This window comes from Enterobacter roggenkampii (assembly GCF_001729805.1).
In the GTDB taxonomy this organism is placed as follows: domain Bacteria; phylum Pseudomonadota; class Gammaproteobacteria; order Enterobacterales; family Enterobacteriaceae; genus Enterobacter; species Enterobacter roggenkampii.
The window spans coordinates 1,136,127-1,154,715 of the sequence record NZ_CP017184.1 but is presented as its reverse complement, the minus strand read 5'-3'; the positions used below and the strand labels follow the sequence as shown (position 1 = coordinate 1,154,715).

Here is an 18,589-nt window from a genome sequence, read left to right as displayed (position 1 = left end):
CGGGAAGAAATGTTTGAGGAGCGGTTATTAGCAAAAAGCGGTACCGATCAACCGCCTTTAAAATGAATACCTGCGCGGCGGATATTCACCCTTAACACAAATTTACGCGGAAAATTACCTGTACAGTACACTTATTTATCGGTCAGTTGTGTTTGTAATAGACTTCGTTTAATCTATTGTTAATTATAAAATTTACCAAAGGTCCATATATGGAATGGGGATGCATAAAGTGTGGGGTCGAAATACCTCAGGACAGAGAGTTTTGCGACAGTTGCGAAGATAAAAACTTCAGGAAAATTGGAGGCTTTCTTTTTCTCCCTCTTATAGGATTAGTGGTCACCGCTGCTTCCTATCTTTTTGCAATGACAGATGCATTTAAATTTACGATAGAAAACTATTCGCATTTGAATGCAAATGCAAAAATCTTCTTCATGCTTTCCCTGGTTATTTATATAGGCGAATTTCTTTTTACAGTCACCGTTCTTTCATTTTTCCTAAAAAAGAAGAAATCGCTACCAAAGCTTTATATTTTGTTTTTAATATCAATCGTGACGACAATGTCATTTAATACCTACTTGCTTTACATATTAATTCCTGGCGCTGAAATTGGCTATAATGAACTTGTGCCAATTTTTAGAAACGTGATAACAGCTTTGATTTGGATTCCTTATTTCATAACATCTGTTCGCGTAAAAAGAACGTTTATCCGATAAAAGCACGAGTGGCTTCATCATTTGATGCCTGTGCATGCAGAGCTCTATTGTTCAACGTCCCGGCATCAAAACTGAGCGGAGGCTATCACCCTCCGCTCATGATAGGGAAAGGGTAGAAAAGCGGGCAAGGTCCGCTTTAAGCAAAGAAAGGACATACCTCAATAACTGAAACTATATCCATCCAGGCAAACTGCATGGGGAGCCTTATCACTCTGGTAAGTAAATATCAGTGTTTTTAATGCTTTCATACCACTCCATAGCTTTTGCATAATCTTGCGGCACTCCTTTCCCGTAGTAATAAAGATTTCCAATATTTTTTTTAGCATTGGCATTGCCGTTACTGGCCGCTTTAAGATACCACTTCATAGCCTGAGCATAATCTTGCGGTATACCCTCTGCTTTTTCATACATGACGCCAATGTTATTTTGAGCTTCAGCATGGTTTTGTTGTGCGGCTTTTAAATACCACTCCATCGCTTTTGAATAATCTTTTTTAACCCCTTGCCCAGAAACATAACAAAATGCCACATTATTTTGGGCTTGAGCATAATTTCGAAGAGCTGATTTCATGTAAAATTCAAAAGCTTTATGGTAATCCACCTCAACACCTAGCCCTTTCGCGTACATAACTCCCATTTTATTTTGCAGTTCAGGACTTATATCACTTTGGTTATTTTTCTTGACAGCGCAAGAAGTTAACACCAGAGTAATAAAAAGCATGCGAATTATTTTTTCCATTTCTCGTTCCGTTTCGGTTTAAATCAACTTACTCATTCAATAAAAATCATTTATATAAAAATTAGCTTATTCTCTAAACATTTATCACGTTGATTAATCAAGGAGGAAGCAAATCGTCGCTCTGCATGTTGGTTAATTGATGTTGTAAATCCAGGCAAAGTGCCCAGTGCTTTTCAACAGGTATCGTTGATCGCGAACGCTTTTCTACAGACAACTGCTGTTCAGTCCAGAGAAAAGGATAGAAAGAATAAACGAGATTACAATTCATTAAAGCCATCTCTTCGCGCCAACCCGTCCAGCGTACATTTTTATAGAATAAATCCAAATCTCCGCAAAGTGCCCAATGCAGAAAACCTGAATAGTGGGTATCGAGGCTTTCCCATTCAAGAGTATCCGGAGCAAGGTAATATATCCCACCGAGATCTTTACCTAATTCTCCCCCGTTAAGTGCAAAAAAACCTCCAGATGCATCATCAGCAATTAATAATGCCTGAAATGTCTGACCAGCAGTTACCAATTGCGTCCATGAAGCCAGACTTCTTGACAGTCTGGTGTGACCTGAGCCTAAAATTCGCAACCAACCATTATCAATGAGTATTCCTCCCGTTTCATATGAAATTGCCCCAAGCGGAGAGAAAGTAGTTATCTGAAGCTGATGTAAATCAGCGCGAGCTTGCGCAAGGTTACAAGGTAAGGCTTCATAGCTATTGCTTGCTTCTTGCAGCCATTGTTTCACTGAATGCCAGCCAGATCTCTTTTTATCAATTAATTCAGCTAGTTCCCTCATCCTTTTCCCTCATTCAAACTACGCTAGTTTACATTATTTATCGGACGCTAAACCGATAACATGAGCATGAAATCAGAGAATTTGGTCGGCAACGGCCGTTATGTTTGAAGAGCGGACACGATCACCAACTTCAGCTATTATGGTTTACGAAGTTTTATTTGAGGCGCTCTTTCCCCTTCAGGTAGAAGCTCGCAAGAAACATCAGTTTTTTTCTTATCGCATCATGCCTGATTGGACAGCAATTTCGATTAAAGGAGGAATCAATGTCACATTCATCATCAAAAAGAAAAGTCTTAGACATAGAAGCTCCTCTTGCGCATAGAGCATCACACGCACGGAGTTGCGCAAACCACGTAGCGAATAGATTGGGAATCACCCGCAGCGAGCTACTGATGAAGGTTGAGAGTGATACAGGCGCAAGTCTGATATCGCCACTCACAGAAGATGAGTTAATGAATGCGTTTTATTATATGGAAAACCTTTAAGAGCGACAGCTATGAGCGAAAAACGGTCCTTTAATCCATTCTGTATCAGATGCAGGACTAACACTAGCATGTGATAATCAACAGGGGATAGGTCATCGCATCCGGTCAGGTAGTGGCGATGTGATTCTACGTTGTGAGAAATGAAAAAAGATATTTGGTGTAAAAAAATGACGAAAATGGACGATGACTTTTTACAATATGATCTGGACTGGTTTTTATCCAGCCAGGAAGGGTACTTAGCGCATTTTGCAACAGCAGGTCAGGGGCCGATTCCTGAAAGGATCAAGTCATCTGTCGAGGACTATAATTTTATTTTTGATTATATTTACTCGCTGGAACCCTTGTCAGAGGTGTATGTCATAGAAGGCAATTTGCCTGCATTTTCAAATGACAATCAGCGTTCTTGCTATCTGCGCTCATTTGTTGAGATGTCAAGTAAAGGATTGTTCAGCTACGACTATGAACAAGGTGGATATAAATTAATTTCGAAACCAAAAACACCATTGAAATATGAAATATTGCCAAATGAAGTGAAAGGCGTGATTTATGTTGCAGAAAGAGAAATTGACTTATAGATATGATGTGCTGATGCGACCTGTGCTCAATTTTTTGACAAATAATAGCCATAGAAAGTCCGATCTTGTCACAGCGCGGATCGGCTCGAAGATCGATGTCCGCTGTGAGCGTAGAGCGGAAATTGTCTTTATGAATGACTTTTACATTGCCAAATAAATTATTATTTTCCGCTTTTTCTGGTTAATCACGAACACCATCATAATCGTTAAGTATTTGCATTAACATTATTCTTGGTATGTCTTTTGTGGATATTCTGAAACTGGTACTCAGGCGCGAGGCAATCATAGCGGAAGTAATTTTATTATCATCGTAGGCGATGGTCATATGCTTTCCGATATTCTGTCGGGTCATGTCCGACAACCTTTTGCCACATTCATCGGAAAATCTAAAGACTAAATTCTCTGCACCTATCTCATCCTTCTCTACATAATCAATTGTCTTTACACATCCAGAATCAAACAAAGTTTTCTCATTACCGACCGAAAAAATAAAACTCCCTTTTGCTGCAGTCGATGTCAATGGCACAAGCACCACGAGTAACAACACCCCAAATTTGATTTGCATCTTCTTCTCCTTTTATTTGTTGACCTGCTCCCCATAAATTAACATATCTCAACATTATCCACGTCTGCTTTTGGCACAAAGCAGACATTCATATTCACATCTATCATCTTCCCCCTCTTTCGCCCCACAGCCACGCTAGCCCATTACTTTGCCGAACGGAAAAACAGTGGCCGTTAACCCGGCCCCTCGCTCCCCGCCGCCAGCAGCGGCACCACCACGTCGCTGATGGGCACCGCAATGCCGTGTTTGCGGCCGTAGCGCTGGATCACGCCGTTGCGGATGTCCCACTCCATCGGGCGATCCGCCTGACGGTCAGCGAGAATCGACGTGCCGAGGTCCTCAGGCGCGCGCTGAAAGTTCGCCAGAATCTCCTGCGCCACGTCATCGGCCAGCTTCGCCCCCTCGGCGCGGGCGACAGTAAGCCCTTCCCGCAGATAGGCCAGCGAAAGTTCGCTGATATCCTCGCGCCTGAACATCCCGGCACGGCGGTTAGCGAGCACCATGAGCCCGGCGACCGCGTTTTGCAGCAGCTTGCGCCAGGCGACGGTGGGGAAATCAGCCGAGAGTTCAACTTCACAGCGCGTACCGCGAAGCGCCTCGACCACCCGCTGCGCCTGCGGCACGTCCGGCAGCGTCAGGCGCGGCTTCGCCCGTAGCCAGACGGAGGCATCCGGCTCGCGCTGCGCCGGGAACCAGACCACCGACGGCAGCACCGTTGCGCCACTGACCAAAGGCTCAAGCTGCGCCTTCTGCTCTACGCCATTTTGCAGCGCGCAGACCACGGTATTTTCATCGCAAAGGGCGCGCAGCCACCCGGCGCTGTCGGCATTTTGCGTCGTTTTTACCGCGATAAACACGAGGTCAACGGGGCGCGTGATGGCCGCTGGATCGGTTAATACCGGACCGGGCACCACCGTTTCACCCTCATCGTGACGCAGGCGTAATTCCGGATGCGCGGTGCGTCCGCAGAGCAGCGGCGTGCGGCCCGCGTCATGCAACACCGCGGCAATGGTGGTGCCAATCGCACCGGGACCAATCAGCGCAATGGTTGGATAGTCAGACATGAGTCGCTCCCCTTTTGCTAAGCCTGCTATCAGTTATACCACCCTGAGGCGAGCGCGCTACACCCGTTGTCTATACTCAACATTCACAGACAACGGAGTGCGCCATGCCTTTACCCGATTTTAAATCCTCTGAACCGTTCACCCTTGGCATCGAGCTCGAACTGCAGGTGGTTAACCCGCCGGGGTACGATCTCAGCCAGGACTCCTCCGCGCTCATCGCCGCCGTCAAAGACGACATCAAAGGCGGTGAAGTCAAACACGACATCACCGAAAGCATGCTCGAAATCGCCACCGGCGTGTGTCAGACCATCGATCAGGCGGCGGCGCAGTTCTCGGTGATGCAGCAGAGCATCCTGCGCGCGGCGGCGGAGCAGCACATTCAGATCTGCGGCGGCGGGACGCATCCGTTCCAGAAATGGCAGCGTCAGGAGGTGTGCGACGACGAGCGCTATAACGTCACGCTGGAGCGCTTTGGCTATCTGATTTTGCAGGCGACGGTGTTCGGCCAGCACGTGCACGTCGGCTGCCGGACCGGGGATGACGCCATTTACCTGCTGCACGGCCTGTCGCGCTTCGTGCCGCATTTTATCGCCCTGGCGGCAGCCTCGCCGTACATGCAGGGCACGGACACGAAGTTCTCCTCGTCGCGGCTCAACATCTTTTCAGGGTTCCCGGATAACGGACAGATGCCGTGGGTCAACAGCTGGCAGGAGTTCGAAGGGCTGTTCCGCCGCCTGAGCGCCACCAGCATGATCGACAGCATCAAAGATCTGCACTGGGATATTCGCCCCAGCCCGCATTTTGGCACCGTGGAGGTGCGGGTGATGGATACGCCGCTGACGCTCGGCCACGCGATTAACATCGCCGGGCTGATTCAGGCCACGTCGCACTGGCTGCTGACCACGCGGCCGTATAAGCATCAGGAACGGGATTTTCTGCTCTACCGTTTTAACCGTTTTCAGGCGTGTCGCTACGGGCTGGAGGGGATCCTGACGGACGTGCACACCGGCGAGCACAAAACCGTGGCGGAAGATATCGCCTGGCTGCTGGAGCAGGTGGCGCCGTCGGCCGAGAAGCTCGGCGCGACAAGCGCAATCAATGAAATTGCCCTGCTGTTAAAGCAGGGCAAGAGCGAGGCGCAGCGCATGCGGGACTTTATCGCCGACGGCGGCTCGCTGATTTCTCTGGTGCAGAAGCACTGCGAGCTGTGGGCGACGAGTCCGTAAGGCCGTGGCCCCACTCCCGCAGGCGCTGGAACAGCACGAACAGGGCCGGGATGAACAGAATCCCCATCACGGTCGCCACCAGCATGCCGCTGAAGACCGTGGTGCCGATGATGCGGCGGCTCTGGGCACCCGCCCCGGTCGCCAGCATCATCGGCAAAACGCCGATAATGAACGACACGGCGGTCATCATCACCGCCCGGAAGCGGCGCGAGGCCCCTTCCCGCGCGGCATCGACAATCGCCATTCCGTCCATGCGCCGCGCGCGGGCGAACTCGACGATAAGAATCGCGTTCTTGGCCGCTAACGCGATCAGCAATACCAGACCAATCTGCACGTACACGTCGTTGGCGTAGCCCGCCAGCCACAGCCAGACCAGCGCCCCACCGAGGGCGAACAGCACCGAGAGCATCACGCTTGCCGGGAGCGTCCAGCTCTCGTACTGGGCGACGAGGAACAGCCACGCCATCACCACCGCCGCCAGCACGATCCAGATCGCCTGATTGCCGGTCTGCTGTTCCTGGTACGACATGCCGCTCCAGGCGTAGTCGTAGCCGGCTGGCAGGCTCTGCGCCAGAATCTCGCCCATCGCCGCCATGGCGGTGCTGCTGCTCACTCCAGCCGCTGCCGAGCCGCTCACCGACACGGACGGGAACTGGTTGTACTGCTGCAGGAACGGCGCGCCGACGGTTGGCGTGATGGTGACGAGGTTGCTCAGGCGCACCCGCTCGCCGCTGTTGCTGCGCACGAACAGCTCGCCGATCTGCTCGGCGCGCTCGCGCCACTGCATCTCGTTCTGCATCACCACGTGGTAGACGCGGTTGTTGATGCTGAAATCCCCGGCGCGGGTGCCGCCAAAAGCGGTTTGCAGGCTGCTGAAGATGCGCGATACCGGCACGTCGAGGCGGGCGGCGCGCTCGCGGTCAACGGTCAGCGTCAGCTGCGGCACGTTGCTGCTCCAGGTGGTGAACACGCGGCTCAGCTGCGGGTGCTGGTTGGCTTTCATCAGCACCTCGCGGGTGACGCGCTCCAGCTCCGCCGGGCTCTGCCCCGCCTGAGACTGGATACGCAGGTCGAAGCCCGAGGCGTTGCCCAGCCCCGGCAGCGTCGGCGGCGCGAAGGTCATGATGGTCGCTTCCGGCAGGGCAAGCAGCTGGCGCTGCAGGGTACCCATCACCTCATCCAGCGGCGGACGCGCGCTCCAGTCTTTGAGCATGATGGAGATAAACCCGCCGTTGGAGGCGCTGGTGCCGTTGAGGATGTTAAACCCGGAGACCTGAATCACGTCTTCCACCGCCGGATTTTGAGCGATCAGCTCCCGCGCGGTGGTCATCACCGCTTCGGTGCGCTCCAGCGAGGCCGCTTCCGGCAGCTGAACGCTGGCGAAGAAGTAGCCCTGATCCTCCTGCGGCAGGAAGCCTTTTGGCATCGACGTAAAGCTGAACAGCACGACGGCCGCCGCGCCTGCGGTGGCCAGCAGCGCCAGCCACGGACGCAGGTTTAAGACATGCACGAGGCTGGTGTACAAACCGCGCGTGGCGTCCAGCCCGCGGTTGAAGGCGCGATAAACGGCCGCCGGTTTCTCCGGGCGCGGACGCAGCAGCATCGCGCACAGCGCGGGCGTCAGGGTCAGCGCCACCAGGCTTGAGAGCGTCACGGCCGTCGAGAGGGTCACCGCGAACTGGCGGTACAGCTCGCCAACAATCCCCGGCAGCAGCGCCACCGGCACAAACACCGCCAGCAGCACCAGCGTCGTCGCGATGACCGGCCCGGCAATCTGGCGCAGCGCCAGCGCGGTCGCCGCCGTTCGGCTCTGCCCTTCCGCCATCAGCGTTTCGACGCTTTCCACCACCACGATGGCGTCATCCACCACCATGGTCAGCGCCAGAATAATGGCAAACAGGCTGAGGGTGTTGGCGGTGTAGCCGAGCGTATAGAGCACCGCGAAGGTCCCCACCAGCGACACCGGAATGGCAAGCGCGACAATCAGCGTCGCGCGCCAGCTCTGCAGGAACAGGGAAACGACCACCACCACCGCCAGCATCGTCAGCGCCAGCGAGACGCCGATCTCTTTAATGGTGGCGGCGACAAAGGTGGTGGTGTCGAATTTCACCTCATAGACCAGGTCGTCCGGGAAGCGCGTCGAGAGGCACTCCAGCTCCCCGCGCACCGCGTCGGCCACGCGCAGGGCGTTGGCGGACGGCGTCGGGTAGATACCCAAATAGGCGGAGTCGTGCCCGTTCAGCTGCGCGCCGGAGCTGTAGCTGCGCGAGCCGAGCTCGATGGTGGCGACGTCCTTCAGGCGCACCAGCTGGCCCATTTCCCCCGCGCGGATGATGATATCGGCAAACTCGTCGGCCTGGCTTAAGCGCCCCAGCCCGTTGATGGTCAGGGTCTGCTGCTGGCCGTTAAACACCGGCGGGGTGCCCACCTGGCCGGCCGCGCCCTGTACGTTCTGCTCGCGCAGCGCCTGCGCCACGTCATCGGTGGTGACGTTCAGGGCGTTCATGCGGTCCGGGCGCAGCCAGATGCGCATGCTGTAGTCGCGCGCGCCGAACATCTGCACCTGCCCCACGCCGGGCAGACGCGACAGCGCCTCGCGCACCTGGGTGCTGGCGTAGTTGCTGACGAACAGCGGCGTGTGGGTGTTATTCGGTGAGTAAAGACTTACCCCCATCATCAGGTTGGTGGCGCGCTTGCGCACCTGCACGCCGTTTTGCTGCGCCTCGGTGGGCAGCTGCGCCACGGCCTGCGCCACGCGGTTTTGCACGTCGATGGCGGCGAGATCCGGATCGGTCCCCGCCGCAAAGGTGATGTTCAGGCTGTAAGTGCCTTCGTCCGAGCTGGTGGACTCCATGTAGAGCATGTGGTCCACGCCGTTCAGCTGGGTCTCCAGCGGCGTGGCGATGGCCTCCGCCACGTCGGCCGAGCTGGCGCCCGGCCAGCTGGCAGAGACGTTCACCACCGGCGGCGCGATCTGCGGGTACTGCTCCACCGGGATAATCCTCAGCGCGATGGCCCCCAGCAGGGTGATGACCAGCGCAATCACCATCGCGAAGCGCGGGCGTTTGATGAAAAACGTCAGCATGATGGCTCCTTAATTGAGTATCTGGACGGCAGCGCCGGGCTGCACGCGCTGCGCGCCGTCAGTAATCGCTCGCTCGCCGGGCTTCACGCCAGAGGCAATCTGGAACTGCTGGCTAATCTGACCAGCCACGTTCAGCGGGCGCATTTCGGCGTTGCCGTCGGCATTAACCACCCAGGCAAAGAAGCCGTCGCCGTTCTGCTGGACTGCGGCGGCGGGGAGGGTCAGCACCGGCTGCTCGCTTGCCGGGCGCAAAAACACGTTCACATTGCCGCCGGGCAGGAGCTGATGGCGCGGATTGGCAAACTCGGCGCGCAGCATCACGCTGGCGGTGCGCGGGTCAACGCGGTTATCCACTGACGTCAGCTCGCCGCTGACGCGCTGGCCGTTGCTGTCGATCAGCGCCTGCCAGGCACGCTTCATGGCGTTGATATCCGCATGCTGTCCGGCTTTGGCCGCAAACGCCCTCTCTTCCAGCGCAAAGGCGATGCGGATCGGGTCAAGCTGCACCACCTCCACCAAAACGCCGCTCGCCGGGTTGACCAGGCTACCCACGTGGAAGCTGCTGTGCCCCACGCGGCCGTCAATCGGCGAGGTGATGCGGGTGTAGCCCAGGGTGACGCGGCGGGCGTCGAGCCGGGCCTTCGCCTGCTCGAGGGCTGCGCTGGCGACGTCGCGCTGCATGCGGGCGTTGTCCACGTCGTGACGGCTGATGGCGTTGCTGCTGCCGAGACTTTCAAAGCGGGAAAGCTGCTGCTGCGCCTGGCGCAGCGTGGCTTCGGCGCTTTTCACTTCGGCCTGCGCCAGGCGCAGGGCGGCACGCGGCTCGGCGTCGTCCAGCTCAAACAGCACGTCGCCCTTTTTCACGTACTGCCCGTCGCGGAAGTGGATTTTGGCAATCGTGCCCTCCGTGCGTGCGCGTAGCTCAACGGTGTGAATGGCTTCGATACGGCCCGGGATTTGGCGCTCGGCGGCGTGGGCGGTTTGCTCCACGGTGGCGACGCGAACGGGAATGGCGGCGAATGCGGGTTGCAGGGTACTGACAAGAAGTGCTAACAGGACCGGGAATTTCATGGGAGTACCTCAGGATTGTTGCCCTCACCCCGGCCCTCTCCCACAGGGAGAGGGCGGTCAGAGTCCCCTCTCCCCGTGGGAGAGGGTTAGGGTGAGGGCAAAAGGTTATGCAGCCTTACGGAACCTGCGGGTCAGTCGCTTCTCGATTTCGACGACGAAGAACATCACGCCTGCAACGGCCAGGGTCACAAACCAGTAGCGCAGCGGCAGGGCTTCGGTACCGAACAGCATCTGCATAAACGGCAGGTAGATAATCGCCGCCTGGAGCAGGAACAGCACGCCCGTCACCAGCCAGATCCCTTTGTTCGCCAGCAGGCCGCGGTTGAGGGAGAACCCTTCGGTGTTGCGGCAGTTAATCATGTACACCCACTGGGCGCAGACCAGCATCTGCAGCAGCACGGTGCGGATGAACTCCGCGCTGTGGCCGCGCGGGGCCAGCCAGGCTTCCAGCGCAAAGGCGGCGATGGCAATCATGGTGCCGACGAAGGCCACGCGCCAGACGGCGTAGGCGTCCATCACGTGCTGGCCGGTCTGACGCGGCGGACGGCGCATGATGTTGCGCTCGGCGGCTTCAAAGGCCAGGCCGAAGGAGAGCGTGGCGGAGGTCGCCATGTTCATCCACAGGATCAGCACCGGCGTCAGCGGAATGATGTTCCCCGCCAGCAGCGCAATCACAATCAGCAGCCCCTGCGCCAGGTTGGTCGGCATGATGAACAGGATGGTCTTCTTCAGGTTGTCGTAAACGCGACGCCCCTCTTTCACCGCGCTGGCGATGGTGGCGAAGTTATCGTCCGTCAGGACCATGTCCGCCGCCTCTTTGGTCACTTCCGTGCCCTTAATGCCCATCGCAATGCCCACGTCCGCCTGACGCAGCGCCGGGGCGTCGTTCACGCCGTCACCGGTCATGCCGACAATTTCACCTTTGTCCTGCAGCGCTTTCACCAGGCGCAGCTTATGCTCCGGGCTGGTACGGGCGAAGATGTCATACTTCACCGCGGCTTCCGCCAGCGCGGCGTCGTCCATCTTCTCCAGCTCATAGCCGGTGACCGCCTGCTCGCTGTTGCTGATCCCCAGCATCTGCCCGATGCTCATTGCCGTCTGCGGGTGATCGCCGGTGATCATCTTCACGCGGATCCCCGCCTGCTGGCAGGCGTTAATCGCGTCAATCGCTTCCGGGCGCGGCGGATCCATCATCCCGGCGATGCCGAGGAAGATCAGGCCGTGGCTCAGGTCATCGTGCGTCAGTTCCTGCTCGCCGTTCGCCGGCTTGAACGCCGCGGCGACCATGCGCAGCCCCTGACGCGCATAGCGCTCCATCTCACTTTCCCAGTACGCGCGGTTGAAGGCTTCCGCACCGTGACGGGTCTGCTGCTCGGCGCACAAGGCGAAAATGACGTCCGGCGCCCCGGTAATCAGGATCTGCTCTTCACCGCCAATCTGGTAGTGGGTGCTCATGTACTTGTACTGCGAGTCGAACGGGATTTTGTTAACCAGCGTGGTCGTGACCGGCTCAAGGTTGGCCTTCGCCGCCAGCACCTTCAGCGCGCCCTCGGTCGGTCCACCGGTGATGCCCCACAGCCCGCGATCGTCCTGAATCAGCTGGCTGTCGTTACACAGGTCGATGGTGCGCAGGTACTGCTCCAGCACGGTGCCCGGCTGGATGTGGACCGGCTCGTCGCTGCCTTCCAGGTAGAGGTTGCCCACCGGCTCGTAGCTGTTGCCGTCCACGCGGTAGCAGGCGTCGGCGGTGATGATAGCTTTGACCGTCATCTCGTTCATGGTCAGGGTGCCGGTTTTATCCGAGCAGACCACGGTCATCGCGCCAAGCGTTTCCACCGTCGGCAGCTTGCGGATGATGGCCCGCTTGCGCGCCATCGCCTGCACGCCCAGGGAGAGGATGATGGAGATAATCGCCGGCAGACCTTCCGGTACGGAGGCGACCGCCAGGCTGATCAGGGAGAGCAGCAGCTCGCCCATCGGGATCTCGCGGAACGCCAGGCTGAAAACAAACAGCGCGGCCATCATCGCCAGAATAATCGCGAAGATCGCCTTACCCAGCTTGTCCATCTGCACCAGCAGCGGCGTACGGTGCTTCTCGATACCCGCCATCATCTGGTTGATGTGGCCGAGTTCCGTATCCTGACCGGTGGCGGTGACCACGCCGACGCCGCCGCCCGCGCTGACGGTCGTCCCGGAGAAGACCATATTGGTGCGATCGCCCAGCGGTAATTCGCCGCTCAGCGGATTAACGTGTTTATCCACCACGGTGGATTCACCGGTCAGAATCGCCTCTTCCACGCGTAAATTATGCGCTTCAATTAAACGCATATCCGCCGGAATACGATCTCCCGCGCGTAATACAATAATATCGCCCGGGACTATTTCAGTTGTGGGAATTGTATCATGGTTGCCGTTACGAATAACGCGCGCCTCGCTGGCGAGCATATTACGAATACTCTTCAGGGATTTTTCCGCGTTGCTTTCCTGAATATGACCAATTAAGGCATTGATTACCGCCACGCCCAAAATAACCAGCGTATCAACCCAGTGGCCCATAACTGCCGTTAATACGGCGGCGGCCAGCAGGACATAAATCAGGACATCATTAAAATGGGCCAGGAAACGCAGCCAGGCGGGTTTGCCTTTTTTTTCCGGCAGCGCGTTCGGCCCTGTTTTTTGCAGACGCGCCTGCGCCTCTGCACGGTCCAGACCGCTGGCCTGGCTCTGCGCGTGAGTAAGCACCTGCTCTACGGTCTGCTGGTATGCCAGCCCGCCGGAAGGCGGCACGTTCGGAATCACTTTTTTTTCAGTCATCGTATTTTTCCTTCAATTTCCGGTGAACAGAAGCCTGAATTCCTTTCGGGCTTAAATAAATTCATTTTAAAGTCTTGCGGGTAAAATTGATCTACCGCAATATAATGACTTCTCGGTTATTCAAAACTGATTAAAACTATTTCGACGATCTGATTTTTACAAAATATTTCTAAACCAAAACTAAACGAGGGGGAACCATGTGGGGTATTTATCGCGGGCGCAGACTGGTGTTATACGTTATCGCGGCCATTGTTATTGCCACGTTAATTGGTTATAGCACCTATACATTTGTAAAATTATTTTCCTGATGCGGACGTTTATTTACACTACGCGATAATTATTTAATCGCGTCTGGGATATTTATCTTTTTCTGTTAATTATTCACAGAATAGCGCATTCGTTTTATCCGTAAACGTGCGCCGTGTTTATATTGCTTTACGTTCCGGGATGCCGGACAATGACATTTTTAACTGACGATTAACATTACGATGAAACACCCGCTAGAATCGCTGCTCACCGCAGGCGGCATTTTATTGCTGGCACTGCTTTCATGCCTGCTGCTCCCTGCGCCTTCGCTTGGGCTGGTACTGGCGCAGAAGCTGGTTCAGACCTTTCACATGGTCGATCTTAACCAGCTCTATACCATTCTGTTCTGCGTGTGGTTTTTACTGCTCGGGGCGATTGAATTCTTTGTGCTGCGTTTCGTCTGGCGACGCTGGTTTTCACTGGCGTCATGAGCCCATAAAAAGGCCGGGTGGCGGCTACGCCTTACCCGGCCTACACGCGACAAGTTAATGTGTCTGGCTATGGTTCTCTTTACGGTACGCGCCAGGCGGCTGGTTGAACGTGCGGGTAAAGATGCGGGTAAACGTCTGCTGCGAGTCAAACCCGTAACGCAGGCAGATGTCGTAGACCCGGGCGTCGGATTCACGGAGATCGCGCGCCGCCAGCAGCAGCTTGCGTTCACGGATATAGCGCCCCAGACTCTCCCCTTTGTACTGCATAAACAGCCGCTGCAGGTGCCACTTCGAGTAACCCGCGTGGCGGGCAATCTCTTCTATTCGTAATGGCTGGTGCAGATTGTCGTCGATCCATTCGACGATAGTGTCGATGACTTGAGCGGAAATGGTCATACTGCTGTCCCCCTCTGCTTCTCGCTTAAACATTATTCCCACCACGCACGAAAGGTTTGCGCGGTGTCGCTTACCCGGACGGGCTCGCCCAGTTCCGGCGTCAGCAACCGATAATTTTTATCCTGGCTGGCTTTTGCCAGCTGGATCAGCGGATCGTTCCAGGCGTGTTTCGCCAGCACGAAGCGTCCGTTATGCCCGGGCACCACGGCTTTCGCGTTCAGATCCGCCGAGGCCTGCGCCGTTTCCTCCGGCAGCATGTGGATGTACTTCCAGTCCTGGTCGTACTGGCCGTTTTCCATGATGGCGACGTCCACTTCGCCAAACTGTTCACCGATGGCCCTGAAGTGCGGGCCGTAACCGGAATCCCCGCTGTAGTAAACCTTCTGCTCTGGCGTGACGAACATGAAGCTGCCCCACAAGGTGCGATCGCGTTTGATGCCGCGGCCGGAGAAGTGACGCGCCGGCAGAACGTGCACCGTCAACGCATCGCTGATGCGCACCGACTGGTTCCAGTCGCGTTCGTCAATAATCTCGGGCTTCATCCCCCAGTAACGCAGGTGGGAGCCGACGCCCAGCGGCGTCACCACCCGCTTCACCTTCGGCAGTAACGCCCTGATGGTGGCGTAATCCAGATGATCGTAGTGATCGTGCGAGATAATCAGCAGGTCGATCGCCGGCATAATTTCTGCCCGCCACGGATACTCGCCGGCAAAGGCCTTATTGAGGAACGAGAACGGCGCGGCATAGTTGCCAAGAACCGGGTCAATGAGGATCCGTTTACCCGCGAGCTGCAGATACCACGAGGAGTGACCGAGCCACACCAGGGTGTCCTGCTCCAGCGGCAGGCTCGCAAGATCGGTTTTCACCAGCGGCAACGGCTGGGCCGGGCGAGCGTTTTCGGTTTTTTTGGTCAGAAACTCCCACATCGCGACCAGCATATTTTTGTCACCGTTATAACCCGGCGTCGGCAGCGTATTGTGGAATTTCCCCTCGCGATACTGTGGAGAGGCCTCCACTTCAGTAAGCCGTTCACCCTGCGGCGGCTGGCCGAATCCGGCATTCAGAACAAACGGTAAACTCGCGGCTGAAGCAATAATCATGATTAACACCACGCAGATGAAGAGAGGTTTTTTCATATCCTGACCCGAAAACGCGCCCCATCCGATAGCGTGCGCAGGGTAAACTTGATTATGAGTGAGTAAGCACTCATTATAGATGTGATGATAAAGTCGTCAAGACGTTTTCGATCTTTGACATTCCGCGTTGCAGCGTGTCAAAGCACGTGTTTCAATCAGGGTTTTTATAATTGACAGGAGGAAAAATTTAGTGGCACGTCCGAAGAGTGAAGATAAAAAACAGGCCTTACTGGACGCCGCAACCACGGCGTTTGCACAGTCAGGTATTGCCGCCTCAACGGCGCTCATTGCCCGTAAGGCGGGCGTCGCCGAAGGCACCCTGTTCCGCTACTTTGCTACGAAAGACGATCTGCTGAATGCCCTCTATCTGCACCTGAAGCAGGATCTCTGCCAGACCATGCTGGCGAACCTCGATCGCACCATCACGCTGCCCAAAGAACATACCCGCAATATCTGGAACAGCTATGTGGACTGGGGTATTCGTAACCCCGTTGCCCATGCGGCGATCCGCCAGATTGGCGTCAGTGAAAAGCTGAGCGCCGAAACGGAACAGGCGGTGAAAGAGATGTTCCCGGAGCTGCATGAGCTCTGCCGCCGCTCGGTGCGTCAGGTGTTTATGTCTGATGAATTTAAAACGTTTGGCGATGCGCTTTTCTTATCGCTGGCCGAAAGCACGATGGAATTTGCCACCCGCGATCCGTCCCGCGCCGTTGAGTTTAAAGCGCTCGGCTTTGAGGTAATGTGGCGCGGGCTTGCCCAGGAAGAGAGCGATGGACAGTAAAACGTTGCAGGAACACGCAAAACGCGTGGCGCTGGAACTGCCGTTCACCGAACACTGCTGGCCGTTTGGGCCGGAGTTTGACGTGTTTAAAGTGGGCGGGAAAATTTTCATGATTGTGGCCGTCGCGCACGGGCGGCCGCACGTTAGCCTGAAGTCAGACCCGGAAAAATCGCTGTTAAATCAGCAGATTTATCGCGGCGTTGAACCGGGCTATCACCTCAACAAAAAGCACTGGATTTCCCTTTACGGTACGGACGACGTGACGCCGGAACTGGTTACCGATCTCATCAATGATTCCTGGCATCTGGTGGTGGATAAACTGCCGAAAAAAGACCAGAAGTGGATCCGGCCGGTCTGATTGTTCGTCTGAGACGAACAGATTAAGCGCTCGAATTGCCCTTATCTTTTTCCGCGTCCCGCTGTAATCTGCTCACCTTTCGCGCCCGCACGCGGGCGAATTTCATCATCAGGAGTTGTTATGGATATCATTTCTGTTGCGCTGAAACGCCACTCCACCAAGGCGTTCGACGCAAGCAAAAAACTGACCGCTGAAGAAGCGGAAAAAATCAAAACCCTGCTGCAGTACAGCCCGTCCAGCACCAACTCCCAGCCGTGGCACTTTATTGTCGCCAGCACCGAGGAAGGAAAAGCGCGCGTGGCGAAGTCCGCGGCGGGCACCTATGTGTTCAACGAACGCAAAATGCTGGATGCTTCTCACGTGGTGGTGTTCTGCGCGAAAACCGCGATGGACGACGCCTGGCTGGAGCGCGTTGTCGATCAGGAAGAGGCCGATGGTCGCTTTAATACCCCGGAAGCGAAAGCGGCAAACCATAAGGGCCGTACCTACTTTGCCGACATGCACCGCGTGGATCTGAAAGATGACGACCAGTGGATGGCGAAGCAGGTTTACCTGAACGTCGGTAACTTCCTGCTGGGCGTGGCTGCGCTGGGCCTGGACGCGGTACCGATTGAAGGTTTCGACGCCGCGATCCTCGACGAAGAGTTTGGCCTGAAAGAGAAAGGCTTCACCAGCCTGGTGGTGGTGCCGGTTGGGCATCACAGCGTGGAAGATTTCAACGCCACGCTGCCGAAATCTCGCCTGCCGCTGAGCACGATTGTGACCGAGTGCTAAACAAAACGGGCCGCTCTGTGCGGCCCGTTACGCTTTACTGATGACTAACCTGCGATGTGGGTGCACATCACGATCGTGTCCCCAGGCAAACGCAATCCAGCGCTCTTCCAGCTCGGCATATGAGCTTACCGGCGTTAAGTGCCACTCTTCTCCTACCGTACCGTCAGCCACGCTTATCCGATAATTCATGCTGAACGCCCAGTCTATCATGCGTAACCAAAACCGCTGTCCGTCGCCGGTTTGTTCGCTGTCAGACACAACAATGTCGTATTCGCTTAGCAGAGACGGCTCTTATTCCCTGAAAGCCCCTCGCAAAAATTATTTCCCCTGCGCCGCCAGCCACGCCATCGCCCGCTCTCCCGCCTCATCCACCGGCAGATACACCAGCAGCCGCGATCCGTTTCGCGGCGCGGAATACCAGTACATCTGCTGCAGCGTAAAATCCCCCAGCTCGGGATGGGTAAACAGCTTGAGCTGGTTCTCCACGCCGCGCACGTCGTTGCGCTGGTGCCACAGGGTTTTAAACTCTTCGGACACTGCAAAGAAGCGCGCCAGCTTGGCCTCCCACAGCGGATCGCCCCGGTGTTCGGCCATCGCCGCGCGGAAATAGGAGACAAAGATGGGCAGCACGTCGTCGCGTCTGCCGAGGCGCGCGCGCCACGCCGGATGCGTGAGGAACAGATAAATACAGTTGCGATCTTCGGGAGGGATGTCATTGAAATCGACGCCCATCAGATGCCCGAAGCTGTCGTTCCACGCCACGATATCGAAGTTCGGTTTCTGAATGCTGGCGGGTTTCGGCATCAGCGTATCCAGCAGGCGTCGGGTGCCTTCGCTAATGCCCTCGCAGCAGACCGCCTGCGGCGCTTCACCCGGCGGTAAACCTGCTAACACAAACAGGTGCCGGGCCTCGGTCGGGGTACATTGCAGCGCTTTTGCCACGGCCGCCATCACCGCGCTGGACGGATTGACGTCCCTGCCCTGCTCAAGCCAGGTGTACCAGGTGACGCCCACATCAGCGAGCATCGCCACCTCTTCCCGGCGCAGGCCCGGCGTGCGGCGGCGACCGCTGCGCGGCAAACCTAAGCGCTGCGGATCGAGACTTTCCCGCCGGGCGCGTAAAAATGCCCCGAGCTGTTTTCGGGTGTCATCCTGACGTGAAACGACCGGTTCAGACATCAGCGCCATAAATCCCCCTGCATGGTAGTGCCAGTACCAGTATAAGCAAGAACTGGTACCCGTTTATCTGATGGTAGATGCTACGACCATCTGTTGAATGACGCA

The 18,589-nt window shown here is 56.0% G+C and carries 18 protein-coding genes; 7 read left to right on the top strand and 11 right to left on the bottom strand.

What is annotated here, in order from left to right; all coding sequences use genetic code 11:
• Positions 1–209: 209 nt before the first annotated feature.
• Positions 210–713 carry a DUF2569 family protein gene (locus tag BFV67_RS05305; protein WP_023326851.1) on the top strand — a complete coding sequence of 168 codons (504 nt, stop codon included), beginning with the start codon at positions 210–212 and terminating at the stop codon, positions 711–713.
• Positions 714–920: 207 nt separating this feature from the next.
• Here the strand turns inward: BFV67_RS05305 and BFV67_RS05300 are convergent, their stop codons facing one another.
• A complete protein-coding gene (locus BFV67_RS05300) occupies positions 921–1,451 on the bottom strand; it encodes a tetratricopeptide repeat protein (protein WP_050009954.1) in 531 nt (176 codons plus the stop codon).
• A gap of 97 nt (positions 1,452–1,548) precedes the next feature.
• Positions 1,549–2,238, bottom strand: a complete 690-nt coding sequence (locus tag BFV67_RS23200; protein WP_071965067.1) for a DUF2625 domain-containing protein — start codon at positions 2,236–2,238, stop codon at positions 1,549–1,551.
• A 625-nt stretch (positions 2,239–2,863) separates the two neighbouring features.
• Between BFV67_RS23200 and BFV67_RS05295 the strand changes: the two genes are divergently transcribed.
• Positions 2,864–3,298: a hypothetical protein gene (locus tag BFV67_RS05295; RefSeq protein WP_235610622.1), complete on the top strand. Its 435-nt coding sequence runs from the start codon at positions 2,864–2,866 to the stop codon at positions 3,296–3,298.
• A 181-nt stretch (positions 3,299–3,479) separates the two neighbouring features.
• Here the strand turns inward: BFV67_RS05295 and BFV67_RS05290 are convergent, their stop codons facing one another.
• Together BFV67_RS05290 and BFV67_RS05285 are read right to left on the bottom strand one after the other, a co-directional pair.
• Positions 3,480–3,863 (bottom strand): SecDF P1 head subdomain-containing protein, encoded by a 384-nt coding sequence (locus tag BFV67_RS05290; protein ID WP_023326846.1) that lies wholly within the window; start codon positions 3,861–3,863, stop codon positions 3,480–3,482.
• Between the two features lie 173 nt (positions 3,864–4,036).
• Positions 4,037–4,927 carry an oxidoreductase gene (locus BFV67_RS05285; protein ID WP_032656089.1) on the bottom strand — a complete coding sequence of 297 codons (891 nt, stop codon included), beginning with the start codon at positions 4,925–4,927 and terminating at the stop codon, positions 4,037–4,039.
• A 104-nt stretch (positions 4,928–5,031) separates the two neighbouring features.
• Between BFV67_RS05285 and BFV67_RS05280 the strand changes: the two genes are divergently transcribed.
• Entirely contained in the window at positions 5,032–6,153 is a 1,122-nt protein-coding gene (locus BFV67_RS05280) for a YbdK family carboxylate-amine ligase (RefSeq protein WP_021242649.1), read from the top strand.
• On the opposite strand, the gene BFV67_RS05275 is transcribed toward BFV67_RS05280, so the two are convergent.
• From BFV67_RS05275 to BFV67_RS05265, 3 genes are all read right to left on the bottom strand, one after another.
• Positions 6,083–9,238 carry an efflux RND transporter permease subunit gene (locus BFV67_RS05275; RefSeq protein ID WP_069597952.1) on the bottom strand — a complete coding sequence of 1,052 codons (3,156 nt, stop codon included), beginning with the start codon at positions 9,236–9,238 and terminating at the stop codon, positions 6,083–6,085. The genes BFV67_RS05280 and BFV67_RS05275 overlap by 71 nt on opposite strands.
• A 9-nt stretch (positions 9,239–9,247) precedes the next feature.
• On the bottom strand, positions 9,248–10,309 hold the full coding sequence (locus BFV67_RS05270; protein WP_069597951.1) for an efflux RND transporter periplasmic adaptor subunit: 1,062 nt from the start codon (positions 10,307–10,309) through the stop codon (positions 9,248–9,250).
• 105 nt (positions 10,310–10,414) lie between these two features.
• Positions 10,415–13,123: a cation-transporting P-type ATPase gene (locus BFV67_RS05265; RefSeq protein WP_069597950.1), complete on the bottom strand. Its 2,709-nt coding sequence runs from the start codon at positions 13,121–13,123 to the stop codon at positions 10,415–10,417.
• A gap of 488 nt (positions 13,124–13,611) precedes the next feature.
• On the opposite strand from BFV67_RS05265, the gene BFV67_RS05260 reads away from it, so the two are divergent.
• Positions 13,612–13,860, top strand: a complete 249-nt coding sequence (locus tag BFV67_RS05260) for a DUF1158 domain-containing protein (protein ID WP_013097677.1) — start codon at positions 13,612–13,614, stop codon at positions 13,858–13,860.
• Positions 13,861–13,914: 54 nt separating this feature from the next.
• On the opposite strand, the gene BFV67_RS05255 is transcribed toward BFV67_RS05260, so the two are convergent.
• Both BFV67_RS05255 and BFV67_RS05250 read right to left on the bottom strand, forming a co-directional pair.
• On the bottom strand, positions 13,915–14,256 hold the full coding sequence (locus tag BFV67_RS05255) for a RamA family antibiotic efflux transcriptional regulator (protein WP_010428317.1): 342 nt from the start codon (positions 14,254–14,256) through the stop codon (positions 13,915–13,917).
• A 32-nt stretch (positions 14,257–14,288) separates the two neighbouring features.
• Positions 14,289–15,392 carry an MBL fold metallo-hydrolase gene (locus BFV67_RS05250; protein WP_021241583.1) on the bottom strand — a complete coding sequence of 368 codons (1,104 nt, stop codon included), beginning with the start codon at positions 15,390–15,392 and terminating at the stop codon, positions 14,289–14,291.
• 190 nt (positions 15,393–15,582) lie between these two features.
• On the opposite strand from BFV67_RS05250, the gene BFV67_RS05245 reads away from it, so the two are divergent.
• The 3 genes from BFV67_RS05245 (at position 15,583) to nfsB (ending at position 17,305) form a co-directional block, all read left to right on the top strand.
• Positions 15,583–16,173, top strand: a complete 591-nt coding sequence (locus tag BFV67_RS05245; protein ID WP_008499387.1) for a TetR/AcrR family transcriptional regulator — start codon at positions 15,583–15,585, stop codon at positions 16,171–16,173.
• On the top strand, positions 16,163–16,531 hold the full coding sequence (locus BFV67_RS05240; RefSeq protein ID WP_023293103.1) for an MmcQ/YjbR family DNA-binding protein: 369 nt from the start codon (positions 16,163–16,165) through the stop codon (positions 16,529–16,531). Before BFV67_RS05245 ends, BFV67_RS05240 begins: the two co-directional genes overlap by 11 nt.
• 120 nt (positions 16,532–16,651) lie before the next feature.
• Positions 16,652–17,305: an oxygen-insensitive NAD(P)H nitroreductase gene (nfsB, locus tag BFV67_RS05235; protein ID WP_021241586.1), complete on the top strand. Its 654-nt coding sequence runs from the start codon at positions 16,652–16,654 to the stop codon at positions 17,303–17,305.
• A 27-nt stretch (positions 17,306–17,332) separates the two neighbouring features.
• Here the strand turns inward: nfsB and BFV67_RS24580 are convergent, their stop codons facing one another.
• Together BFV67_RS24580 and BFV67_RS05230 are read right to left on the bottom strand one after the other, a co-directional pair.
• Entirely contained in the window at positions 17,333–17,494 is a 162-nt protein-coding gene (locus BFV67_RS24580) for a hypothetical protein (RefSeq protein ID WP_223861895.1), read from the bottom strand.
• A gap of 129 nt (positions 17,495–17,623) precedes the next feature.
• Positions 17,624–18,493, bottom strand: coding sequence for a helix-turn-helix transcriptional regulator (locus BFV67_RS05230; RefSeq protein WP_008499383.1), 870 nt, complete (start codon positions 18,491–18,493; stop codon positions 17,624–17,626).
• Between the last annotated feature and the right edge of the window lie 96 nt (positions 18,494–18,589).